Annotated in this window: 17 protein-coding genes; 4 read left to right on the forward strand and 13 right to left on the reverse strand. The window is 60.2% G+C overall.

Going from position 1 to position 23,386, the window contains the following annotated elements; all coding sequences use genetic code 11:
- Nucleotides 1-27 precede the first annotated feature (27 nt).
- Entirely contained in the window at nt 28-549 is a 522-nt protein-coding gene (gene yidD / locus YQ44_RS05755; protein ID WP_071322566.1) for a membrane protein insertion efficiency factor YidD, read from the reverse strand.
- 196 nt (nt 550-745) lie between these two features.
- Between yidD and YQ44_RS05760 the strand changes: the two genes are divergently transcribed.
- Nucleotides 746-2,428: a serine hydrolase gene (locus YQ44_RS05760; RefSeq protein WP_071322567.1), complete on the forward strand. Its 1,683-nt coding sequence runs from the start codon at nt 746-748 to the stop codon at nt 2,426-2,428.
- A gap of 63 nt (nt 2,429-2,491) precedes the next feature.
- On the opposite strand, the gene YQ44_RS05765 is transcribed toward YQ44_RS05760, so the two are convergent.
- Nucleotides 2,492-3,124, reverse strand: coding sequence for a site-2 protease family protein (locus tag YQ44_RS05765; RefSeq protein WP_071322568.1), 633 nt, complete (start codon nt 3,122-3,124; stop codon nt 2,492-2,494).
- A 295-nt stretch (nt 3,125-3,419) separates the two neighbouring features.
- On the opposite strand from YQ44_RS05765, the gene YQ44_RS05770 reads away from it, so the two are divergent.
- Nucleotides 3,420-9,005, forward strand: a complete 5,586-nt coding sequence (locus YQ44_RS05770) for a DUF3320 domain-containing protein (protein ID WP_156894702.1) — start codon at nt 3,420-3,422, stop codon at nt 9,003-9,005.
- Nucleotides 9,006-9,091: 86 nt separating this feature from the next.
- Here the strand turns inward: YQ44_RS05770 and YQ44_RS05775 are convergent, their stop codons facing one another.
- The 9 genes from YQ44_RS05775 to YQ44_RS05815 all read right to left on the reverse strand — a co-directional run bounded on the left by YQ44_RS05775 (nt 9,092) and on the right by YQ44_RS05815 (nt 19,113).
- Nucleotides 9,092-10,909, reverse strand: coding sequence for a PhoH family protein (locus tag YQ44_RS05775; RefSeq protein WP_071322570.1), 1,818 nt, complete (start codon nt 10,907-10,909; stop codon nt 9,092-9,094).
- Nucleotides 10,910-11,199: 290 nt separating this feature from the next.
- Nucleotides 11,200-11,643 (reverse strand): peroxiredoxin, encoded by a 444-nt coding sequence (locus YQ44_RS05780; RefSeq protein ID WP_198043953.1) that lies wholly within the window; start codon nt 11,641-11,643, stop codon nt 11,200-11,202.
- A 101-nt stretch (nt 11,644-11,744) separates the two neighbouring features.
- On the reverse strand, nt 11,745-12,704 hold the full coding sequence (locus tag YQ44_RS05785) for a polysaccharide deacetylase family protein (RefSeq protein ID WP_071322572.1): 960 nt from the start codon (nt 12,702-12,704) through the stop codon (nt 11,745-11,747).
- A complete protein-coding gene (locus YQ44_RS05790) occupies nt 12,704-13,756 on the reverse strand; it encodes a bifunctional UDP-4-keto-pentose/UDP-xylose synthase (protein WP_071322573.1) in 1,053 nt (350 codons plus the stop codon). Before YQ44_RS05790 ends, YQ44_RS05785 begins: the two co-directional genes overlap by 1 nt.
- A 22-nt stretch (nt 13,757-13,778) precedes the next feature.
- Nucleotides 13,779-14,696: a formyltransferase gene (locus YQ44_RS05795; RefSeq protein ID WP_071322574.1), complete on the reverse strand. Its 918-nt coding sequence runs from the start codon at nt 14,694-14,696 to the stop codon at nt 13,779-13,781.
- On the reverse strand, nt 14,696-15,691 hold the full coding sequence (locus tag YQ44_RS05800) for a glycosyltransferase (protein ID WP_071322575.1): 996 nt from the start codon (nt 15,689-15,691) through the stop codon (nt 14,696-14,698). Before YQ44_RS05800 ends, YQ44_RS05795 begins: the two co-directional genes overlap by 1 nt.
- A gap of 11 nt (nt 15,692-15,702) precedes the next feature.
- Nucleotides 15,703-16,839 (reverse strand): DegT/DnrJ/EryC1/StrS family aminotransferase, encoded by a 1,137-nt coding sequence (locus YQ44_RS05805; protein ID WP_071322576.1) that lies wholly within the window; start codon nt 16,837-16,839, stop codon nt 15,703-15,705.
- A 211-nt stretch (nt 16,840-17,050) separates the two neighbouring features.
- Entirely contained in the window at nt 17,051-18,724 is a 1,674-nt protein-coding gene (locus tag YQ44_RS05810; RefSeq protein ID WP_071322577.1) for a glycosyltransferase family 39 protein, read from the reverse strand.
- Nucleotides 18,721-19,113, reverse strand: a complete 393-nt coding sequence (locus YQ44_RS05815) for an Mth938-like domain-containing protein (RefSeq protein WP_071322578.1) — start codon at nt 19,111-19,113, stop codon at nt 18,721-18,723. Before YQ44_RS05815 ends, YQ44_RS05810 begins: the two co-directional genes overlap by 4 nt.
- 422 nt (nt 19,114-19,535) lie before the next feature.
- Between YQ44_RS05815 and YQ44_RS05820 the strand changes: the two genes are divergently transcribed.
- Nucleotides 19,536-20,765, forward strand: a complete 1,230-nt coding sequence (locus YQ44_RS05820) for a pyridoxal phosphate-dependent aminotransferase (RefSeq protein ID WP_071322579.1) — start codon at nt 19,536-19,538, stop codon at nt 20,763-20,765.
- Nucleotides 20,766-20,839: 74 nt separating this feature from the next.
- Nucleotides 20,840-22,162 (forward strand): homoserine dehydrogenase, encoded by a 1,323-nt coding sequence (locus YQ44_RS05825; RefSeq protein WP_071322580.1) that lies wholly within the window; start codon nt 20,840-20,842, stop codon nt 22,160-22,162.
- A 63-nt stretch (nt 22,163-22,225) separates the two neighbouring features.
- On the opposite strand, the gene YQ44_RS05830 is transcribed toward YQ44_RS05825, so the two are convergent.
- Together YQ44_RS05830 and YQ44_RS05835 are read right to left on the reverse strand one after the other, a co-directional pair.
- Nucleotides 22,226-22,591: a ribonuclease E inhibitor RraB gene (locus YQ44_RS05830; RefSeq protein ID WP_083411661.1), complete on the reverse strand. Its 366-nt coding sequence runs from the start codon at nt 22,589-22,591 to the stop codon at nt 22,226-22,228.
- A gap of 146 nt (nt 22,592-22,737) precedes the next feature.
- Nucleotides 22,738-23,301, reverse strand: coding sequence for an outer membrane beta-barrel protein (locus tag YQ44_RS05835; RefSeq protein WP_071322581.1), 564 nt, complete (start codon nt 23,299-23,301; stop codon nt 22,738-22,740).
- Nucleotides 23,302-23,386 lie beyond the last annotated feature (85 nt).

Raw genomic sequence — 23,386 nt, forward strand, 5'->3', positions numbered from 1 at the left:
TTTCATTTGTAAGTTAGTGTGTGAATTTCAATGGCCTGCATCCCGTCCTTGCCGGAGCCTCTTGCGGTGTTCTTCCTGCTGCCGCTTCAATGCGGCACTGGCGGCATAATCGTTGCGGAACCACTTCGGGGTCTTGCTGCGGCCCGGCCAGTTGCAGTTGAGCACATTTGCTACGTCGGCGCAGTCGCAGGCACAGTCGAGCAAGGGGATGTCGCAGTCGCAATACCCCGCCTGTGCCTGGCGGCGCGCACTGCGCCGTTCCGGTAGCGGCAGCGCCAGGTGCTGGCGGTGCCGTTCTCCGCAGGCGCGCAGGCGCCGTTGCAGCAAGGGCAAGCCTGTGCGCAAGCCATGGCGGGCGATGACCCGGTAGCCGTAGGCGGAACAGCTGTCGCGCCCCGTCAGCACGCGGTAGGCGCAGGAAAACCCTTTCCATGGCGATAAGCGGCGCCGGTAGGTACGGATGGCCCACAGGGCCAGGTGCTTGCCACAGATATCGAGCGTGAGAATGATGCCTCCTTTGCGATGGCCGTCAGACAGTGCTCCGAGCATACGACAGCTATGCCGAAATGCATAGCGCTGGGCCAGCATGAATTATCAATGTGACAAATGGATAGAATTGCCCAGTCTGCGTCTGTTAGGCTGAATGAGCGATTTGGAAATATTTCCTATGGCAAACCCTCCCGCCCGATAGCTGCCGCCAGGGGCCTGGTCCTGCACGTTCATCCTTCTTTGGAAAGCGGTCTACATGTTTAAAGTTTCCAGCATCTGCCTCGCTACCCTGATCCTGTTGCAAGCACCGTCCGCCTGGGCCGACCAGCCCGCTCCACTGAGCCAGCGGCAGCAAGCGCTGGCGGCGCAGATCGACGCCAGCATCGCGCCGTATTACAAGGCCACGGAACCCGGCGCCGTCGTCATCGTCGTCAAGGATGGCCAGCCCCTGTTGCGCAAGGCGTATGGCCTGGCCAGCGTGCAGGATGGCCAGCCGCTGACGCCCGACATGTCGCTGCGCCTGGGGTCGATTTCCAAGCAATTCACGGCCGTCGCCATCCTGTTGCTGGCCGACCAGGGCAAGCTGGCCCTTACCGATGACATCAGCAAATTCCTGCCCGACTATCCGACCCACGGCAAGCAGATCACGATCGCGCAGTTGCTTGCGCACACGTCCGGCATCCACGACTACACACGCAAGCCGGAATTCGTGCCCAACAGCACGAAAGACCTGAGCGTGGCGCAGATGATCGATTTCTTCAAGAACGATCCGCTCGACTTCGAACCGGGCACGCAGTGGCGCTACAGCAGCTCCGGCTATTTTCTGTTGGGCGCCATCATCGAAAAGGCCTCGGGCCAGCCGTACCCCACCTTCATGGAACAGCAGATCTTTGTGCCGCTGGGCATGAACGACACAGCGTATGAAGGCCACGAGCGCCGGCCCGCCAAGCGCGCGGCCGGGCATATCCGCTCGGGCGTAGCCTATGCGCCGAACTTGCCCTTGAGCATGACGCAGCCCTATGCGGCCGGCGCGCTCGTTTCCACCGTGGACGACCTGGCGCGCTGGGATGCGGCCATCTCCGACGGCAAGCTGCTCAAGGCGGCCACCTGGGAGCAGGCGTTCACGCCGGCCAAGCTGAACGACGGCACGGCGACCCGTTCCGGCTACGGCTGGAAGGTGGGCACATGGCAAGGCACGCCTTTCATCTACCATAGCGGCGGCATCAATGGCTTTGCCACGTTCGCCATGCGTTTGCCGAAGGAAAAAGTCTACGTGGCCGTGCTGGAAAACTCGGATACGGGCCTGGTCGACCCTGACGTGGTGGCGCGCAAGGCGGCCGCCGTCGCCGTCGGCCGGCCATATCCCGAGATCAAGGTCATCACGCTCAAGCCCGCCATCCTGGACGCCTATGCGGGCGTGTACGCCATCAACGAGAAGGCCGGCTACACGATCCGCAATTTCGAGGGCCAGCTGCTGTTGCAGCGCACGGGCCGCCCCGCGCAGCGCCTGCTGGCGTACTCGCCGAATGGCTTCCTGATTGAAAATACGCTCACCACAGCCGAATTCGAGCGGGGACCGAAGGGCGAGGCGCAGCTGATCCTCAATGACGGCGGCGAATCGAAGTCGGTGCACGAGCGCGCCAGCGCCGCCAAGCCGGCGCGTGCCGTGGTCGCCATGACGCCTGCCCAGTTCGATGCCTACGTGGGCAAGTACGCGCTGGCGCCCGAGGTTTTCCTGGAAGTGACGCGCGAAGGCGACAAGTTCTTTGCCCAGGTGACGGGTTTCCGCAAGCTGAGCATGTTGCCGATGAGCGATACGGCTTTCTTTTCGAATGAAGTCGATGCGGAAGTGCGTTTCAGCAAGGATGCCAGCGGCAAGGCCGAGCAGCTGGTATTGCGCCAGGAAGGGCAGGACACGCCGGCCAGGCGCGTGAACTGAGCGTCGTTCCCCTGCCTGCCGGCCAGCGCATGCTGTCGGCAGGCATCGTCTTGGCGGTGGGGCTTACGCTCCCGCCGCCCTCCAGCCATACCAGCCGAACGCCGCCAGCCACGCCAGCACGATGGCCAGTCCCGGCAGCAGCAGCCACTTCGTCACGCTCTCTTCCCACGCCGCAGACGGCTTGCCGCCACGCAGCAGGGCCAGCAGCGCCTGGCCGCCGTTCAAGCCGGCAAATGGCAACAGGTTGAATGCGCACAGTTTGACGGCGAACAAGGCGAATACCTCGGCAAAGCTGTGCGTACGCGCAAACGTTTCGCCTTTCCCCAGCAGTTCTTGCGCCGTGCCCATGGGAGCCAGCGCGCCTTCGACGATTTGAGTGAACGCGGTCATGAAGCTGTCCCAGCCCTGCATGCCCAGGATGCCCAGCGCCAGTGCCAGCAGCACGGCCACGCCGCCCAGCGGCAGCAGCCACTGCTTCCACAGGGGCTGGAAGTTATAGGCGTCGAGACAGGGATCGTCGTCATACAACTCTTCTTCGCGCGTATCTTTCAGCACCACGCTGCCGGCCAGGGGCAGCAGCCTGATCTTTACTTGCCCCAACGCCAGCAAGGTTGGCCCCACGCCATAGCTGACGCTGCGCACCGTGATGCCGAACAGCCTGGCGCTGGCCGCCATGACGGAAATGTGGATGAGCATGAAGAGGGCAGCAGCTAGGAAGAATTGAATGGCCGGAGACATTGCTGATATTTTGAAGGAGAGGGAGCGACATTAGAACATGCCCAAAATATTCAACATGTTCGATAGTCCGAAATTTATCCTTTGATGGAGGTTGAAAATAGCTTTGTTCGTATCTTGTTGGCAACTATATTTATTGACTTGACATAAATTCAGTACTATTCCGGCTGCTTTAAGCTCGTTATGACCTTGAGGGAGTAAAGTTGTATGTGAAAATTCAGTAGTTCAAGATTAATGATGAAGTAGCGAGGCAATAATGAATGACTCGGATATAGTATCTCCAGCTTTTGAATCAGATTTTCTGCAAGGTAGTCTGTCTGCAGACGCAAAGCTTGAGCGCGCCCGTACGGAGTTGCTGGACCTGACTGCACGCAACCGATTACTGAATATTCCACGCTCCTCTAACACCGCACGCACCATTGATGTGGTTGATGAGAAATCGAGCGAGATATTTCGGTTGATGGTAACCGAAGGTCGTCCATTTAACTTTTTACCTGGAAGGGCCGCAAGCAAGATTGAACTTGATAATACGGATGCCAACTTTAACGTTGATGAAATCGCGGAATTGGCGCCAGCTCATGATGACAGTGTCGACGCGCGCGGTGTTTTGAACCGACATTCTGATACGCGCCTGCAAACTAGGCTGACCGTCAAGGGATTGCAGAAGCGCCTGCTCGACATGTATCTCGATGCACGTACCTTGGAGGAGGAGCAGGGAGTTAATATCTTGTTCTTGGCGCTAGGCACCTTGAAATGGCTCGATCCATTGAATGCAAAGAATGTGCGATACGCGCCGCTGATCCTGATTCCCGTCAGCTTGGAAAGGGGCAACGCCGCAGAGCAATTCAAATTGAAATGGCGCCAGGAAGAGCATTCATCGAATCTATCGCTGGAAGCCTTTTTGGAACGCGTGCACCATTTAAAGATGCCCGCATATGAAGCTGGCGATGAATTCGATCCCATGGCCTACATTGACGCCGTCAGGGATACTGTGCGGTCGAAAGAAGGCTGGGTGGTCGATGCCGACGATATCGTGCTCGGTTTCTTTTCATTTTCCAAATTCCTGATGTACCGCGACCTCGATCCGGCCATGTGGCCGGAAGGCGAGCTGACGAATCAACCCTTGATGCGCAGTTTGTTATCCGATGGTTTTACAGCTGGTGCATCGAACATTCCCGAAGACGCCAACCTGGACGACTATATCGCACCGGCCGAGTTGCTGCATATCGTCGATTGCGACAGTTCGCAAACGTTGGCCGTGCACGATGTACGCGCTGGCCGTAACTTGGTGATCCAGGGGCCGCCCGGTACTGGTAAATCTCAAACTATTGCTAATGTCATCGCGTCGGCGATTGCTGATGGCAAGACGGTGCTGTTCGTAGCGGAGAAAATGGCCGCCCTCGAGGTGGTCAAGCGGCGATTGGACCAAGCCGGCGTTGGCGATGCCTGTATTGAATTGCATAGTAATAAAGCTAATAAGAAAATGTTTCTCGATGAGCTGCGCCGTACGTCTGAACTAGGCTCCCCCAAGGGGGATGCGGCCACTACCTTGAACAGTCGGTTGCTGGTGGCGCGTGATCAACTCAACGCACACAGTACGCGCTTGCACTTGCGGCACCCTGCTGCCAGACTCACGCCCTATCAAGTGATCGGGGAATTGAGCAAATTGCGTCTGGAGCATGTCAAACCGGTGGATATCCGTTTGCAGCAGCCTGAAAGCTGGTCGCCTGACGAGGTGCAGCAGCGGCTGGCAGTGGTTGAGGAATTGGCACAGCGCATCGTTGACATTGGCGAGCCGGGCGACCATCCATGGCGAGGTGTGGCGCTCAAGATGATACTTCCCAATGACGTGGAGCGCCTAGTGTCGCGCATCACGGCCATGCGGGCGCGCTGCAAGGATCTTGCTGAGCAACAGGCAGAGCTGGCTATGTCGCTCGATACGGTGGCACCGGCGGTGCTACGCGACCTTACCTATCTGGTGGCGCTGGCGCGCGACGTTGCTGCGGCCCCCAAGCTTGCCAACGAAGCCCTGCGGGCGCCAGAGTGGGGAGAGCAGGCGAATGCCCTAATGGCACTGGTCGACGATGGCCTCCAATTGCGGAGTGTGCAGGCCGCTCTGGAGGGAAAAATCCATGCAGACTCGTGGGAGATTGATGTGCTTGACTTGCGCCAGCGACTGGTTGGTTTGCCGCAGTACGCGAACGCACAGGCATTCGAACGGGCGGTAGCGCTGCAAACGTTATTTAGCAAGCTCGACGGCGAGATTACTTTGCTCCGCCGTCTGCTCGGTGTCGATACTGCCAGCAAAATGGCAAGCTACAGCGAGATCAATCGTCTGGTGTTGACGGCGCAGAAAGTGGCGACGGCACCGGATGTCAGTCCCGACGTGTTTGTTTCGACGGTATGGGATCAAGGCGTGGAACAGGCCGCCGACCTGGCGCAATGCGTGGTGGCGCTGGAAGCCTTACAGGCGCGGCTGGAAGGAAAAATCAGCAGCGATGCCTGGCAGCTTGATTTGTCTGGGGCGCGCCAGACTCTGGCCGCCCACGGCGACAGCCTGCTGCGTTTCGTCAGCAGCGAGTGGCGCGCTGCTAGCAAGCAGGTCAGGGGCCTGTTGCGTAACCCGGACACAGCACTGCCCGAACAGCTTGAAATTCTCGACCATCTTGGCGAAGCGAGAAAACTGCTGGAGCGAATTGAGTCAAACAACACATTTGGTAGCGGTGCGTTTGGTGCAGACTGGAAGGGGGGGCAATCGTGCGCAGCACCCTTACTGGCATTGGTGGAATGGATGCGCAGCTTGCGTGGCTTGGGGGCGCAGCCGCGCATTATCGCCAGCAAGCTGCCGGACCGCTCGGAAATCAGCCGTCGGGCTGCACTGCTGGAGAGCCTGTTGCAGGAAATCCGGCCTCTGCTAGACGCGTTGTGGTTCAACGGCTGGAAAGACGAGCCCGCTTTTCGTGAGTGGGCTAGCGTGGAGGCCTCCGCCCTTGAGGTGGTGGCCGGGCAAGTGTCCCGGCTTGCATTTTGCCAGGCCGGCTGCCAAGCTGTGATGCCACATGTACCGCTTGACCTTTCAGGCAAGATCGCGCGCCTCGACTTGTTGATCGAAGTGCAGCAACTGCGCCGGCGCATTGATGCGAATAGCGAATTGGGCCGAGTTGCGTTTGGCACTCATTGGCAGGGGCCATTGTCCGACTGGGAGAATTTGCGCATCAGCACAGTGTGGATGGCATCCAAGTCTAGCCTGCGCCATATGGTCGCGCGTCACGATAATCGTACCGCGCCGCTACATCGCGCACTGGAGCTTGAAGCTGCACAGGACAAGTTCGTGACTGAACTTGAAGAACTCTATAGCGAGTTATGCACCAATAGCGACAAGCTGTTTCAGGTGCCGGCTATTTTGGATTTGCCTGCCTTTGCCTTGCTCGGGCGTATGGCGGTGTGGATTGAATTTTCCGAAGAGTTGTCGAAGTGGGTGATCTACCGCGACCGCTGCTCCAAGGCGCGCCAGTTGGGTATCGGTGAAATTGTCACGCAACTGGAGGCTGGTGCCCTGATCCCAAGGGACGCCATGCGCACGTTCACAATGGCGTATTTCGAAGCGCTTTTTGCTGATCAAGTACGCAGCGACGAGGCGCTGGCCCATTTTGACGGCCACCTCCATGGCCGCCTAGCGGCGGATTTTGCGCAGATGGACCGCCAGCGTATCGCGGCATCCAGTCTGGAAGTGGTGCAAGCACACCATCGCCGTATTCCACAGGGAGGCGGTGCGATCGGTCCCTTGGGTGTGCTGCGCGGTGAAATGGCCAAACGTAAGGGGCATATGCCGATACGACGCTTGATGCTGCGTGCTGCGCCTGCCATCCAGGCGCTCAAGCCGGTATTTATGATGAGTCCACTATCAGTTGCCCAGTTCCTGCCTCCTGGGCAACTCAGTTTTGATTTATTGGTGATGGACGAGGCCAGCCAGATCCAGCCTGTGGATGCGCTGGGGGCTATTGCGCGCTCGCGCCAAGTCGTCGTCGTCGGTGATGAGCGGCAATTACCACCAACCAAGTTTTTTTCCAAGATGACCAGCGCAGAGCCCGATGAAGATGGGGACGATGATGCGCAAGTCTCCGATATTGAGAGCATTCTGGGGTTGTTTACCGCACGTGGATTGCCGCAACGCATGCTGCGTTGGCATTACCGCAGCCGGCATCAGTCCTTGATCGCCGTGTCGAATAGCCAATTCTATGAAAACAAGCTGTTTATCGTACCCAGTCCCTACACCCAAGAGGCGGGCATGGGTTTGCAGTTTCATCATATCGCTAACGGCGTTTTTGATTCCGGCAATACCGGCACCAATGCGGAAGAGGCTAGAGTCATTGCCGTGGCCATTATCGAGCATGCGCGCAACTCACCGGAACACTCCTTGGGCGTGGCGACTTTTTCGGTCAAGCAGCGACGAGCCATCCAGGATGAACTGGAGTTGTTGCGCCGTGAGCATCAGGACGTGGAGCACTTTTTCCAGCAGCATGCCAGCGAGCCGTTTTTCATCAAGAACCTGGAAAACGTGCAGGGTGACGAACGTGATGTGATTTTCATCTCGGTTGGCTACGGGCGCAACAAGCTCGGTTACATGGCCATGCGCTTCGGTCCACTGAGTGCCGAGGGCGGTGAGCGGCGCCTTAATGTATTGATCAGCCGCGCCAAGCGCCGCTGCGAAGTGTTTGCCTCAATTACCGACGAAGATATTGATCTTGAACGTGCCAAGGGCCGGGGTGTGGTGGCCTTCAAGTTGTTTCTCCATTTCGCGCGTACGGGCAGGCTCGGCTTGTCGCGTGTATCTGGGCGCGAATATGACAGTCCGTTTGAGGTACAGGTGGCTGATGCAGTTAAGGCCTGCGGGTACGAAGTCCATCCACAAGTCGGCATCGCCGGGTTTTTCATTGACCTGGGTATTGCCGACGCCCAGCATCCGGGCCGCTATCTGTTGGGTATCGAGTGCGATGGCGAGTCCTATCATGGCTCGCGCTCGGCGCGAGACCGCGATCGTTTGCGTCAGGCCGTGCTGGAAGACCATGGCTGGATCATCCACCGTATTTGGGGGCTCGACTGGTTTCAACGGCCTAATAATGAGTTGCAGCGCTTGCTGAGGGCCATTGACGCCGCCAAGACTGAGCTGGCAGCGCGCGCTGAGCTCCATGGGAGGCAGGAGCGCAAGCCTGGCGTGTCGGTTGTTACCGTGGAGCGAGAAGATCATGCCGAGATTGGCTTGGAAAGGAATGGACCAAACAGGCCGGCGGCCTATGTAGAAGCGATCCCTGCCAAACCTGCCTATGCTGATGAGCTGCATGAGATGTCGGTAGCGGCCTTGAGTGACCTAGTCAAGCAGATCGTCATCCTGGAGGGTCCCGTGCACGTCGATGAAGTCGTAGTGCGTCTGCGCGCTGCGTGGGGCTTGAAACGGACTGGCGCGCGCATCCAGGCAGCGGTGGAACGTGCCATCCAGGCCGCCATACGTTTCGATGGCATAATTATGACAGAGCGTTTTTTGAGCATGGCCGATACCATCGTCAGCATCCGTGACCGCGGTGCCGTGGTTTCCGACACCTTGCGTAAACCCGACATGCTGCCACCGCAGGAAATCGATGTGGCGATCCTTGACACGTTGCAAAAAAATTATGGCGCAGGATTGGTCGAAATTGCCCAGTACGTGGCGCGCCTGTTCGGTTTTAAGGCCACCAGCCCGCAGTTGCGCGATACGATCCGCGTGCGCATCGATGATCTGCTGTTGCGCGGCTTGCTGCAGAAAAATGGTGAGGTGTTCGAAATCAGGCGGCAGGACACCGTATAAGCCTGTCAGCAAGAAAAAAGCCCCGCCTGCATCGCTGCAGGCGGGGCTTTTGAATGACTGGGGCAGCGTGCGCCGCCCGCTGAAACTTACAGCACTTCGCTGGCGTGGTCGGCCAGGCGCGAACGCTCGCCGCGGGCCAGGGTGACGTGGCCGCTGTGCGACCAGCCCTTGAAGCGGTCGACCACGTAGGTCAGGCCGCTCGAGCCTTCCGTCAGGTACGGCGTGTCGATCTGCGCGATGTTGCCCAGACACAGGATCTTCGTGCCGGGACCGGCGCGCGTGACCAGGGTCTTGACTTGCTTCGGCGTCAAGTTTTGTGCTTCGTCAATGATGAGGAACTTGTTGACGAAGGTGCGGCCGCGCATGAAGTTGAGCGACTTGATCTTGATGCGCGAACGGATCAGGTCCTGCGTTGCCGCACGGCCCCATTCGCCGCCATCGGAGTCGGACTTGTTCAGCACTTCCAGGTTGTCGTCGAAGGCGCCCATCCATGGCGACATCTTTTCTTCTTCCGTACCCGGCAGGAAACCGATGTCTTCGCCGACAGGCACCGTCACGCGGGTGACGATGATTTCATTGTAGAGCTTGGTTTCCAGCACTTGCGCCAGGCCGGCGGCCAGGGCCAGCAGGGTCTTGCCGGTGCCGGCCTGGCCCAGCAGGGTGACGAAGTCGCATTCCGGATTCATCAGCAGGTTCAGCGCGAAATTCTGCTCGCGGTTGCGCGCCGTCACGCCCCACACATTGTTCTTCGTGTGGCTGAAGTCGCGCAGGGTCTGCAGCACGGCCGTCTTGCCGTTGATCTGTTTTACCTGGCCGTAGAACGGTGCTTCGCCGTTTTTCGGTTCCAGGTAGATGAACTGGTTCACCAGCATCGACGGCACGAACGGGCCCGTCACGCGGTAGAACGTGGAACTGTAGCCATTCTTGCTTTCCTGCCAGGATTCCATGTCCTTGCCGTGCTTGTTCCAGAAATCGTCCGGCAGCTGCACGATGCCCGAGTACAGCAAGTCCGTGTCTTCCAGCACATGGTCATTGAAGTAGTCTTCGGCCGGCAAGCCCAGGGCGCGCGCCTTGATGCGCATGTTGATGTCTTTCGACACCAGCACCACGGGGCGGCCTTCCTGTTCCGATTCCAGCGAGCGCACGACGGCCAGGATCTGGTTGTCGGCCTTGCCGACTGGCAAGCCTGCCGGCAGGTCGGCGCTTTGCAGGCGCGTCTGGAAGAACAACCGGCCCTTGGCGTCCTTGTTGCCCAGCTTGGACAGCGGGATGCCGTGTTCGATGGCGTCGTCGTCCGTGTTGCTGATCAGAGCGTCCAGGGTGCGCGATACCTGGCGGGCATTGCGCGCCACTTCCGTCATGCCCTTCTTGTGGTTGTCCAACTCTTCCAGGGTCATCATCGGCAGGTACACATCGTGTTCCTCGAAGCGGAACAGCGACGATGGATCGTGCATCAGCACGTTGGTGTCGAGCACGAACAGCTTGGACAGGCCGCGCTGGTCGGCGGCGCGGCTGACGGACGACTTGAGCTGTACTTCGACCGCCTTGTGCTTGGCCGGATGCGGCTGCTCTTGCTTGACGGACTTGATCGGCGTGACCTTGGCGCTCGGCACCTCGGCCTTGGCTTTCGCCGCCGGCTTGGCCTTGGGAGCGGCGGCAGGCGCGGCTGCCACCGGCGCTGGCGCAGGCACGGGCTTGGCGACCATCAGGGCCGCCACTTGCTTGATCTTGGTGGCCGCATTGCGGACCGGCTTGGCTACTTCGGCGATCGCCGCTTCAATAATTGGTGCGGCCACTTTCTTGGCTGCCGGGGTTTTGGTGGCCGGGCGCGCTGCGCCTGCGGTTGGGTAATCTTGGGTGGCCAGGATGGTGGCTGGCTTGCTCGGTAATTTTGGCAGTGGCATCAGGATCTCAATCAAAAAATTTCTGGAATGAATCGCCCATGGGCAGCCAGCTTCTGGCGGCACTTCTCATGGGGTGGATGCGGGGGAAACAACAATGCTACAGGACGAATAACTGCCGGAAGGCCGGCGGCATGGCCGGTCATGGACGCCATCGGCGGGCTACAGGCCCGCCTGGCGGAGTGGGTAGAGGCGCTTCGTTGACTCAAAATGGCGATAGATACCGTGAACTGAACTGCGGTTGAACCAGGCTCGCTGGAAGCCGACAACGCGCATTGGATCAAAACAGACGATCAATTCAGATGCGCTACGAATTCCAGCACTTCTTCCACGTGAGTTGCGACCTTCACGCCTCTCCATTCTTTCACCAATCGGCCCTGGGCGTCAATCACAAACGTGCTGCGTTCGACGCCGCGCACGGTCTTGCCGTACATCTGTTTCATCTTCATGACGTTAAACAGCAGGCAAACGGCCTCGTCGGGGTCGGAAATGAGCTCGAATGGCAGCTCCAGCTTGGCCTTGAAGCTTTCGTGCGAGCGCAGGGAATCGCGGCTGATGCCGTAGATTTCCACGCCGGCGGCGACGAATTGCGGATAGGCGTCGCGAAACGCAATGTTTTCGGTGGTGCAACCCGGGGTATTGTCCTTCGGATAGAAAAACAGGACCGTGGCCTTGGCCGGACGGCCCAGCAACTGAAAGGTTTTGCCGCTGGTCATTGCGGCGCTAAAGTCGGGCATGCTAACGAGGGATTGGCTATCAGCCACAGGTTCTCTCCTGAACGGTGATCATCAGCGCTGTTTTTAAACTGGCAACGCATCCAGGTGCAACAATACAGCATTCAGGCCGCTTTGCCCTGCACAATCAGGCGTCCCGAACGGCCTGGCAGCTCATCCCAGGTGATGGGGCAAACGGGCAGGTCGGTATTTTTTATCTTTTCATAATAATCGCCCATCGATGCGAACTGGTAGCCCTGGGCTTTCCAGCCAGTCAGCAATTGTTCGAAAATGGGGGCGAGTTTCTGTCCTTCAAGTTCCGCATGCAAGGTATACACGTGGTCGCGCGGCATGTCCGCCGTCAGCGACAGGATATGCGCGGCCACATTGCCGGTCGTGATCAGCTTGCCGTCGATTTCGCAGCCCAGCAGCTCGTCCAGGGTGGGCAAGGTGGTTGGCAATTGCACGCACTGGAGTATCGTGTTGCCATTGCGCACGCGATGCGGACCTTGCGACGGCTGCGCCATGGCGCCGCGCGCGTCGAGCATGGCGCGGCCATCGGAAGCGTAGCGGTAGCCGGCCGTGTCGTGCTCGACAAAGGCGCTGACATTCATCTGCCAGCCGGCAGCACCGTGCGTGCGTGCCGGCGTGCCGAACACCTGCGCGTAGCGGTTGGCGGCCTTGCGCATCATGGCGATGGTCCAGGCGGCGTTGCGCTTGGCCACGTTGTCTTGCCACAAGGTGTGGTCCCACGTGTGGATGCCGCACTCGAAACCGGCGTCGCGCACGGCGCGCAGTTGCGCCGCGCATTGCTTGCCGATATCGGGGCCCGGCAGCAAGGTGCCATACATCAATGTTTTCAAGCCATAGTGCTCGACCACGGAAGTCCGCGACACCTTGCTGAAAAAGCCGGGCCGCAAGGCGCGCCGCAAGGCCCAGCCCGTATGGTCGGGGCCCAGCGAGAACAGAAAGGTGGCGTTGGCCTGGTGCGCGCCCAGCATGCGCACCAGGTTGCCCATACCTTCGCGGGTGCCGCGATAGGTATCGACGTCGATTTTCAGGGTCAGGAACGGCTTGCTCAACATTAATCCATCAAGGCTTTGGCTTGGGCTACCTGGCTGCGGTAGGCGTCAAAAATATTGCGCAGGGAATCGGCCATGGTGGTGGTCGGCGCCCAGCCCAGCTCTTCGCAGGTATTCGTGATTTTCGGCACGCGGTTCTGCACGTCCTGGTAGCCGGCGCCATAGTAGGCGCCCGAGGTCGTTTCCACGATTTTCACGTGTTTCGCGCCTTCGGCGTATTCCGGGTATTCGGCAGCCAGGGTCAGCATCATGCCGGCCAGGTCGCGGATCGAGTAATTGTTGACCGGATTGCCAATGTTGTAAATCTTGCCGCTGGCGATGCCGTTCTTGTTGGCGATGATGCGGATCAGCGCATCGATGCCGTCGTCGATGTAGGTGAACGCGCGTTTTTGCGCACCGCCGTCGACCAGCGAGATGTTTTCGCCGCGCACGATATGGCCGAAGAATTGCGTGACCACGCGCGAGGAACCTTCCTTTGGCGTGTGGATCGAGTCCAGGCCGGCGCCGATCCAGTTAAATGGACGGAACAGCGTGAAGTTCAGGCCTTCCATGCCGTAGCCCCAGATTACGCGGTCCATCAGCTGCTTGGCGTTCGAATAGATCCAGCGCGGCTTGTTGATCGGGCCGCAGATCAGTTCCGAGTTTTCCGGATCGAATTCCTCGTCGTGGCACATGCCGTACACTTCCGAAGTCGACGGGAAGACCAGGTGCTTGCCGTACTTGGCGGCCGAGCGCACGATCGGCAGGTTGGCTTCGAAGTCCAGCTCGAACACGCGCAGCGGCTGCTTGACGTAGGTCGACGGCGTGGCGATGGCCACCAGCGGCAGGATCACGTCGCATTTCTTGACGTGGTACTCGACCCATTCCTTGTTGATCGTGATGTCGCCTTCGAAGAAGTGCATGCGCGACTTGTAGTTTTCATTGTCCAGCAATTCCGTGATGCGGTCCGTGTTCATGTCCATGCCGTAGACATGCCAGTCGGTGGTTTCCAGGATGCGCTTGGACAGGTGGTGGCCGATGAAGCCGTTGACGCCTAAGATGAGGACTTTTTTCATGTGAGATTCTCGTATGTGATGTTCAGTGTGTGCTGACGCTGGTGGTCAGTCTTTCTTGCAATTGCTTGGCCGAAATCGTCTCATCACCGGCCTTCAGTGCGGAAATGGCCAGCATGCGGCCGTCACCGCAGACGCCAAAGATGCAATTATCCACCACCGCCAAGCCCGCTGGCAAACTTCCCGCAGTCTGCTTGCTCAAACGGGCTGTGATGATGGTGTAAACGACATGATTGATTTCGGTAAACGCGCCAGGATAAGGGGGCGCGACGGCGCGGTGCAGGTTGTAAACCTGTTGCGCCGGCAAGCCCCAGTCAATGCGGCCATCGTCGGGCTTGCGCCCGCCGAAGTAGCCGCCCTGGCGCAAATCGTTCGGCTGGCGCGGCGCCGTGCCATCAAGCAGGGCAGGCAGCACGCCCCACAGGGTTTGCTCGGCGGCCACGGTGACCTTGCCGAAGACTTCGAAGGCCGTGTCGTCGGGCAGGATGGGCACGGCCGTCTGCGCCACGATGGCGCCGGCGTCCGGCTTGACCGTCATTTCATGCAGGGTGGCGCCCGTTTGCGTGGCGCCATGCAGCACGGCCCAGTTGACGGGCGCGCGGCCGCGGAACTGCGGCAGCAGCGAGCCGTGCATATTGTAGGCGGGAGCGACTTCCAAGATGCTAGCTGGCAACATGTGACGGTAGTAAAAACTGAACAGCATGTCCGGTTTGGCCGCCTGCACCTGCGCCAGCAGTTCCGGTGCGCGGGCGTCGCCCGGCGTGATGTAGGGGATGCCTTCGGCCTGGCACAGGCTGGCGACGGATTCGAACCACAGGTTTTCCGCCGGGTTGTCTTCGTGCGTGACGACCAGGGCGATATCGACGCCGCCCGCCAGCAGCACCTTGATGCAGCGCACGCCGACATTGTGGTAGCCGAAGACGACGGCGCGCGGGGCGGCCATCAACGGCCCACCTGGCGTTTTTCCAGGCGCACATACGATGGCGCCTCGGCTTCCGCCTGGGTCATGCCGTCCTGCAGAATGGTTTGCACCACATAGCGGGGACGGGCGCGCACTTGCTGGAAGATGCGTCCCACGTATTCGCCCACCAGGCCGATGCCGAACAGGATCACGCCCATGAAGAAGAAGGCGATGGCAAACAGGGTAAACACGCCTTCGGCTTCTGCGCCCAGCAGGAAGCGGCGCACGAGCAGGAAGAGCACCAGCAGCGCCGAGCCCAGCGACAAGGCCATGCCCAGCATGGAAAAGATTTGCAGGGGAATCAGCGAAAAGCCCGTGACCAGGTCGAAATTGAGGCGGATCAGGCTGTACAGCGAGTATTTCGACTCGCCGGCGGCCCGTTCCTCGTGTTCGACGATGATCTCCGTGGGTTTGCGGGCAAACGTGTAGGCCAGCGCCGGCACGAAGGTGTTCACTTCGGCGCACTGGTTGACCAGGTCGATCACATTGCGGCCATACGCGCGCAGCATGTTGCCCTGGTCCGTGATCTTGATGTTGGTGATGCGCTCGCGCAGGCGGTTCATCATTTTCGAGGCCAGGGTGCGCCACGCGGAATCTTGCCGCTTGCGCCGGATCGAGCCCACGTAATCGTAGCCTTCGCGCATTTTCGCCACCAGGTTGCCGATTTCCTCGGGCGGATTCTGCAGGTCGGCGTCGAGCGTGATCATGATCTGGCCGCGCGAAGACTCGAAGCCGGCCAGGATGGCCATGTGCTGGCCGTAATTGCCGTTGAACAAGACGACGCGCGTGACGTCGGGCCGCTGGCGAAACTGCTCGGCCAGGATGCTGACCGAGTTGTCGCGGCTGCCGTCGTTGACGAAGATGATTTCGTAGCTCGCCTGCAAGGCGTCGAGCGCCGGATACAGGCGGGCGAACAGGGCGGCCAGGCCATCCTGCTCGTTGTAGATAGGAATGATAATGGACAGTTCAGGTTTCATCGGCGCACTGCTCACTTGATGAGGATGGATTTGACGGTGGCGACGGCGCGTTCCACGTCCTGTGGCGTCATGGCGTAGAACATCGGCAGGGTCACCGTCAGGCGGCCTATTTTTTCCGCGACAGGGAACATGCCTTCGGTAAAGCCGCGTTCGCGGTACATGGTAAACAAGTGGATCGGTGCGTAATGATAGCCCGTTCCCACGTTCTGCTGCGCCATTTGCTGCATGAACGTGGCGCGCGTGCCGGGGCCATTGTCGGGCAAGATGATCTGGAACAAGTGCCAGTTGCTGTTGTCAAAGTCTTGCACGGGCAGCTGGGCGCCGCTGAGCGCTTCGAAGTCGCTGCCGAACTGTTCGAAATAATGGCGTGCCAGCGCGCGGCGGTGGGCCGTGATGGCGTCGATACTGGCGAACTGGCCCAGGCCGATGGCGGCCATGATGTCGCTCATGTTGTATTTGCCGCCCAGCACATCGACGTCGATGCCGTCGACGCCGCTGCGCGTGACGCCCTGCAGCCGGTATTTCTCGGCCAGCCGCGCCTCTTCCAGGTTGTTCAGCACCAGTGCGCCGCCTTCGCCCGTGGTGATGTTCTTGTTGGCCTGGAAGCTGAACGAGACGAAATCGCCGAATGCGCCGATGCGCTTGCCTTTCCACTCGGAGCCGAATGCCTGCGCCGCGTCTTCCACGACGCGCAGCTTGTACTTGTCGGCGATTGCGTACAGGCGGTCCATGTCGACGGGCAGGCCCGACAGGTAGACGGGGATGATGGCTTTCGTGCGGGGCGTGATGGCCGCTTCCAGCTTGTCGAGGTCGATATTCCGGGTGACGGGGTCGATGTCGGCAAAGACGGGCGTGGCGCCCACTTCGATGATGACGTTGGCCGTCGCTACCCACGACACGGGCGTGGTGATGACTTCGTCGCCGGGGCCGATGCCGGCGATGCGCAGCGCGATTTCCATGGTGCAGGTACCCGAATTGAAGGTGCGCACGGGACGCCCGCCGAAATACTCGGACAGCTGGGCTTCGAAGGCCTGGACTTTCGGGCCGCTGGTGATCCAGCCGGAGCGCAGCACCTCGCCGACGGCGGCGATCGTCGCTTCATCGATGGTGGGTTTGGAAAAAGGCAAAAAGGGCAGGGGAGAGGTCATGGGTCGCTCGTCTTGTTCTTGGGTAATAGTGTGTCGGTGTATCGGAGTCGCGGAAGCCGCCGGCGCGATCAACGTGCGCTGGCTGGCATGACTATTCTAAAGCGTTAATCTGGCGGCGCAGCCGGTTCAGCGGGAAAAATCCCGTTGATGCGGGGATGGGGCAAGCTGGCCGGGGGCGCGATCGGCCTTGCCGCGCGCCCCTGTAAAATGTTTATTTGTTCACAATGACCATGCGGCGCGCATCCTCGGCAATGACACGCATGGGGACGCCACGTTGTTGCAATTGTTTGTAACGGTCCAGGCTGATGATGGCCATGTCGTGCACGCCGGCGTCGGCATCGCGCGTCCATTGCGCGATGAAAGGCTCGATGGTCGGCATGGACAGTTCCGGCTGCTGCTTCAGGCCAAACGTGAACTCATCCCAGTAATCGACGAGGATCACGGGGCGCTGCAGGTAATACGTCAGCGACTGTTCATAGATGCCCACCGAATACAGCTTGGTGTCGGCCGTCAGTTCGGCCTGGATCTGCGGCAGCAAATCGGTGCCGGCGCGGTTCTGGCCATACAGCTCGGAGCCGGCCAGGATGCAGTGCGTGGCGAGGAAGCCGGCGCCGGCGATGGTCAGCACGGTCATGTCGCGCCGTAACTGGCGCGCATGCAGCAGGGCCAGTGCGCCGCCGGCGAGGGCAAAGAAGCCGGCCGCCATCAGCCATGGCTGGTAGCCCTTCAAGGCGATCAGGGCGGCGGGATCGCGCGCGCTGGCCTTGCCGAAGGCGATCGGTCCGCCGATCAGGATGGCCGCGCCCAGCACGCACAGCAGGCCGGCGGCCAGCATGCGCTGGCGGCGCGAGGCCGATTCCAGGTACAGCGCCACCAGCAGCGCCAGCGCCGGGAAGATCGGCACGATGTAGCCGGGCAGCTTCGAGGTCGAATAGCTGAAGAAGAAGAAGATGAAGACAGCCCAGATCAGCACCATCAGGCGCGGCTGGAAGGCGCCGTCCTGGCGCTTGAAGGCGGCCGCCAGACTTTGCGGCAGCACGCCTATCCATGGCAGGATGCCGGGAATCAGCAGCAGCAGGAAGTAATACCAGGCGCCTTCGCGCTTGTGGCCCTTCATCAGGAAGCGCTGGAAGTGCTCGTGGATGAAGAAGAAATGCGGCTGCTCCGGATTGCGCAGGGCCACCAGCACGAACCATGGCGTGGCGATGGCGAAGAAGACGAGCAAGCCCTTGACCAGGTGCAAGCGCGTCCAGATGCGCCAGTCGCGCGCGCACAGCGAGTACAGCACCAGCACGGCGCCGGGCAGCACGATGCCGATCAGGCCCTTGGCCAGCACGGCCAGCGCCATGCCGGCCCAGCAGACCAGCATCCAGTTGCGCCGTTCAGCGTGGGTGGCTTCGTCGCGCTGGGCGATCAACAGGCTGGTCAGGGTCAGGGTCATCATGCCCGACAGGCCCATGTCCAGCGAATTGATCTGGCCGGAAGCGAGCCAGAACAGGCTCGATGCCAGCACCAGGCCGGCATACAGCCCCACGCGCGGACCGAAGACCTTCTTGCCCGCATACGCCGTCATGCAGACGCCGAGGATGCCGCACAGGCCCGTCCACAGGCGTGCCTGCCACTCGCCCAGGCCAAAGGCGGCGAAGGTCAGCGCGTTCATCCACGTTTGCAGCGGCGGTTTTTCAAAGTACTTGATGCCGTTCAGGCGCGTGGTGATCCAGTCGCCGCTGACGAACATCTCGCGCGCCATCTCGGCGTAGCGGCCCTCGTCGGGCGGCACCAGCGTGCGAACGCCCAGCGCATACAGGGTCACGACGATGAAAATGCCCAGCAGGGACCACATCAGCACCCGCGAGCTGTGCAGCTCATTGACGTTGATTTTCATGTGGCGCTGCCTGCGCCAGGCGTCAGGATCAGGGCCAGCGTGACTTTGCGGCCTTCGCCCATGAGGATGTTGTAGGTGCGGCAGGCGGCCTGGCTATCCATGCATTCGACGCCGATGCGGCGCATGGTCAGCGCGGCCGTCAGCTTCGGATGCACGAAGCGCTGGCGCTCGCCGGTGCCGAGAATGACCACGTCGGGGGCATCGGCCAGGATCTGGTCAAAATGCGCTTCGCTCAACTGTTCAAAACTGCCCACATCCCAGGCCCGCGGCGGCATTTCCGGCATGACGATCAGGCTATAGTCATAAGGCTGGGCATTGATTTCCACGCCGTTTACATCGTAGCCGGTGACGGTTTGGTATTGTTGGGTGCTGCTGGCATGAAGTTTCATGGCGATGGGGCTGAGGGTGTCGGTTGATCGGTGCGCGCGCCGTGCGGAGGTGCGCTGCGGCCAAGGGCGTTAGCATGCCATAAATGACAGAAAAGAGCGACTGTAAAGCAACATCCTTTCCAATTTGCAATGTTTGGCGTGGCCGCATGCAAGGGCGTTGGCGCCATGGTAATAGGTAAAGATTAAGGGAAGATGAAGGAGGCGGGGCGGGAAATGTCCGCCGGGCGGGCCGGCGTGGCAGAATTGGCTCTAAATGCTGCAGTCCGCCATGTTTAATTTGATAAAATGGCCTGCTTTCGGCGAGAATGGTTGTTTTCGCCTTGCAGTCTCTCGTATTGCAGTCTCATGGGTTCATAGTTCTGGCGCGGGCCATACGCCGCAAGCGTAAGGCCGGCAGCGCCGCATCACGACAGGGATTTATTTTGCGACCGATTCAGAAATCGAATAAATTGGCGGACGTCTGCTACGACATCCGCGGCCCGGTCCTGGAAAAATCCAGGCAAATGGAAGAAGAAGGCCACAAGATCACCAAGCTCAATATCGGCAACCTGGCCGTATTCGGCTTCGATCCGCCCGACGAGATCGTGCGCGACATGATGCTCAACCTGCAGAACGCGGCCGGCTATACGGATTCGAAAGGCATGTTCGCGCCGCGCAAGGCCGTCATGCACTATACGCAAGGCAAGAATATCGCCGGCGTGACCATCGACGACATTTACCTGGGCAATGGCGCTTCCGAACTGATCGTGATGTCGATGAACGCGCTGCTCAACAGCGGCGACGAAGTGCTGGTGCCCGCGCCCGATTACCCGCTGTGGACGGCCGCCGTCAGCCTGTCGGGCGGCAATCCCGTGCATTATGTGTGCGACGAGCAGAACGAATGGTATCCCGACATCGAGGACATGCGCCGCAAGATCACGCCGCAGACCAAGGCCATCGTCGTCATCAACCCGAACAACCCCACGGGCGCGCTGTACCCGGTGGCCGTGCTGCTGCAGATCGTCGAACTGGCGCGCCAGCACCAGCTGATCATTTTCGCTGACGAAATCTACGACAAGGTGCTGTACGACGAAGCCGAGCACGTGTCGATCGCCTCGCTGGCCGACGATGTGCTGTTCATCACCATGAACGGCTTGTCGAAGAATTACCGCTCCTGCGGCTACCGCTCTGGCTGGATGGTGGTCTCGGGCGAAAAGCGGCACGCCAAGGATTACATCGAGGGCCTCAACATGCTGGCCTCGATGCGGCTATGCGCCAACGCGCCGGGGCAGTTTGCCATCCAGACGGCGCTTGGCGGCTACCAGAGCATACAAGACCTGGTGGGGCCTGGCGGGCGCCTGTTGAAACAGCGCGACCTGGCGCACAAGCTGCTGACCGATATTCCGGGCGTCACCTGTGTCAAGCCGAAGGCCGCGCTGTACATGTTCCCGCGTCTGGATCCGGAGATTTACCCGATCGCCGACGACCAGCAGTTTGCCTATGAATTACTGGCCGAAGCCAAGGTCCTGATCGTGCAGGGCACGGGGTTCAACTGGATCGCGCCCGACCATTTTCGCGTCGTCTTCCTGCCTAACTCCGATGACCTGACCGAGGCCATGGGCCGCATCGCGCGCTTCCTCGAAGGTTACCGCAAGCGTCACAGCCGGGGCTGAACCGGCCAGCAGCAATCTCGATCAACCTGGCGCCGCACTCGGCGGCGCCACTTAATGAGCAGTCAAGCATAACTATGAAATCCATCAAGATTGGCCTGCTGGGCCTGGGCAATGTCGGATTCGGCACGTTCAGCGTCCTGCAACGCAACCAGGAAGAAATCAAGCGCCGCGCTGGCCGCGGCATTGAAGTCGTCGCCGTCGCCGTGCGCGACGTGGCGCGCGCCGAGGCGCTGATCGCCGGCGCCTGCAAGGTCGTCAATGACCCGATGCTGATCGTCAACGATCCCGAGATCGACATCGTCGTCGAACTGATCGGCGGCTACGACCTGTCGAAAACCCTGGTGATGCAGGCGATCGCCAACGGCAAGCACGTGGTCACGGCCAACAAGGCCCTGCTGGCCGTGCACGGCAATGAAATCTTCGCCGCCGCCCAGGACAAGGGCGTGATGGTGGCCTTCGAGGCGGCCGTCGCCGGCGGCATCCCCATCATCAAGGCGCTGCGCGAAGGCTTGACGGCCAACCGCATCGAATGGATCGCCGGCATCATCAACGGCACCACCAATTTCATCCTGTCCGAGATGCGCGACAAGGGCCTCGATTTCGCCACCGTGCTGAAACAGGCGCAGGAACTGGGCTACGCGGAAGCCGATCCCACCTTCGACATCGAAGGCGTCGATGCCGCGCACAAGGCCACCATCATGTCGGCCATCGCCTTCGGCATCCCGGTGCAGTTCGACAAGGCCTACGTCGAAGGCATCAGCAACCTCAATGCCGTCGACATCCGCTATGCCGAGCAGCTGGGTTACCGCATCAAGCTGCTGGGCATCACCAAGCGCACCACCGTCAACGGCGTGGAAGGCATCGAGCTGCGCGTGCATCCGACCCTGATCCCGGCCAAGCGCCTGATCGCCAACGTGGAAGGCGCCATGAACGCGGTGCTGGTGCACGGCGACGCCGTCGGCGCCAGCCTGTACTCGGGCCGTGGCGCCGGCGCCGAGCCGACCGCCTCGTCGGTGATCGCCGACCTGGTCGACATCACCCGCCTGGCCACGGCCGATCCGGAACACCGCGTGCCGCACCTGGCGTTCCAGCCGAACGCGATGACCAACATTGAAATTTTGCCGATGTCGGAAATCACCACCAGCTACTACCTGCGCATGCATGTGGCCGACCAGCCTGGCGTGCTGGCCGACCTGACGCGCATCCTGGCCGAGCGCGGCATCTCGATCGACGCCATGCTGCAAAAGGAACCGGCCGAAGGCGAGACGCATACGGACATCATCATGCTGACGCACCAGACGCAGGAAAAGAACGTCACGGCCGCCATCGGCAAGATGGAAGCGCTGAGCAGCGTGGTCGGTACCGTCACGAAGATTCGCCTGGAAAACCTCAGCTAACCAGCTTCAGCGATCCATGCAAAACGGCGCCCGCGGGCGCCGTTTTTTCATTCTGGAACAGCCTTACAGCTGCGCAACATCCGGCGCGCCGACGGGCCCCACGTCCATGCCGTCATAGCTGGCCAGCTGGTTTTCCTGGGCAAACGCCATCAGTTCGCCATTGCGCGCGTGCAGGCTGTCGACGCCGTGCACTTCGGCTTTTTCCACGTGCAGCACCCACACGGGCGGCGCCGCCGGATCGTCGAGTTCCGGCTGGTACAGTTCCACGGGACGATAGCCCTGCAGCGCCAGCAGGGAAGCGGCCTGCTCCAGCGGCTCGGACGTGGGGTTGGTGAAGTAATAGCCCCACAGCAGCGGCTGGGTCAAGTCCCACGGCGCGTTCTCGGCGATATTGGCGAACAGTTCGCTTACGTCTTCTTTGGTCATCATGGCAGTCTGCCTTCATTAAAATCTCAGGGCGCGATCTTAACATCGGTGCCCATGGCGCGCCATGCGCCCATAAAAAAACCGGCTTTGCAGCCGGCTTTTCTTATCCACCCTTGCAACGGCAGGATACTGAGACGCGCAAGCGCGTATCAGAACTTGTAGCGCAGGCCGATCGACAGCAGGTCCGCTTTCAGCGTGGCGCCGTCTTCGCTCGCTACCTTGCCGAAGTTTTCGTATTCCGCAACCAGCGACAGTTTTTTGTCGAAGTGGTAAGCCGCGCCGATACCGAACAGGGCGGAGGTTTTGTTGTGCGATTCACTCTTGCTGAAATTCAATGCGTTGATGGTGAGTTTGGCGCGGTTTTGCGCAACGCCAGCCTTGGCGAACAGCGAGAACTGTTCGTTCAGCGGCAGGGTACCGGTGGCGGCGACGTAGAATGCATGGTTCTTGATTGCCGATTTCATGTCTTCAATGTTTTGCGACAGCTTGCCGAAATCGACGTAGCCGGCTTCCGCGCCGAAGTTCTGCGTGAAGTCGTAGCCAGCGTAGACTTTGTAGCCGGTATCGTTGTCCTTGCGCGAACTTCCTTGATCTGCAGATACTTTCAGTTCCGCGCGGCCGATATTCGCGCCAGCGTAGATGCTCTCGGCTTGGGCGAACAATGGGAATGCCAGGGCGGCGCCAACGACTGCTGCAAACAATTGCTTTTTCATATTAATCCTAGGTAATTAATGCGGAGAGACTGTCTCGCCGCTTAATGGGAGCCGAATTGTATAGGGATGAATATGTTTATGTAAG

This window comes from Janthinobacterium sp. 1_2014MBL_MicDiv, assembly GCF_001865675.1.
GTDB lineage: Bacteria > Pseudomonadota > Gammaproteobacteria > Burkholderiales > Burkholderiaceae_D > Janthinobacterium.

Excerpts from the sequence above, each read along its gene's own strand:
- yidD (WP_071322566.1), bottom strand. The coding sequence starts at position 549 with ATGCTCGGAGCACTGTCTGACGGCCATCGCAAAGGAGGCATCATTCTC.
- YQ44_RS05760 (WP_071322567.1), top strand. The coding sequence starts at position 746 with ATGTTTAAAGTTTCCAGCATCTGCCTCGCTACCCTGATCCTGTTGCAA.
- YQ44_RS05765 (WP_071322568.1), bottom strand. The coding sequence starts at position 3,124 with ATGCTCATCCACATTTCCGTCATGGCGGCCAGCGCCAGGCTGTTCGGC.
- YQ44_RS05770 (WP_156894702.1), top strand. The coding sequence starts at position 3,420 with ATGAATGACTCGGATATAGTATCTCCAGCTTTTGAATCAGATTTTCTG.
- YQ44_RS05775 (WP_071322570.1), bottom strand. The coding sequence starts at position 10,909 with ATGCCACTGCCAAAATTACCGAGCAAGCCAGCCACCATCCTGGCCACC.
- YQ44_RS05780 (WP_198043953.1), bottom strand. The coding sequence starts at position 11,643 with ATGCCCGACTTTAGCGCCGCAATGACCAGCGGCAAAACCTTTCAGTTG.
- YQ44_RS05785 (WP_071322572.1), bottom strand. The coding sequence starts at position 12,704 with ATGTTGAGCAAGCCGTTCCTGACCCTGAAAATCGACGTCGATACCTAT.
- YQ44_RS05790 (WP_071322573.1), bottom strand. The coding sequence starts at position 13,756 with ATGAAAAAAGTCCTCATCTTAGGCGTCAACGGCTTCATCGGCCACCAC.
- YQ44_RS05795 (WP_071322574.1), bottom strand. The coding sequence starts at position 14,696 with ATGGCCGCCCCGCGCGCCGTCGTCTTCGGCTACCACAATGTCGGCGTG.
- YQ44_RS05800 (WP_071322575.1), bottom strand. The coding sequence starts at position 15,691 with ATGAAACCTGAACTGTCCATTATCATTCCTATCTACAACGAGCAGGAT.
- YQ44_RS05805 (WP_071322576.1), bottom strand. The coding sequence starts at position 16,839 with ATGACCTCTCCCCTGCCCTTTTTGCCTTTTTCCAAACCCACCATCGAT.
- YQ44_RS05810 (WP_071322577.1), bottom strand. The coding sequence starts at position 18,724 with ATGAAAATCAACGTCAATGAGCTGCACAGCTCGCGGGTGCTGATGTGG.
- YQ44_RS05815 (WP_071322578.1), bottom strand. The coding sequence starts at position 19,113 with ATGAAACTTCATGCCAGCAGCACCCAACAATACCAAACCGTCACCGGC.
- YQ44_RS05825 (WP_071322580.1), top strand. The coding sequence starts at position 20,840 with ATGAAATCCATCAAGATTGGCCTGCTGGGCCTGGGCAATGTCGGATTC.
- YQ44_RS05830 (WP_083411661.1), bottom strand. The coding sequence starts at position 22,591 with ATGATGACCAAAGAAGACGTAAGCGAACTGTTCGCCAATATCGCCGAG.
- YQ44_RS05835 (WP_071322581.1), bottom strand. The coding sequence starts at position 23,301 with ATGAAAAAGCAATTGTTTGCAGCAGTCGTTGGCGCCGCCCTGGCATTC.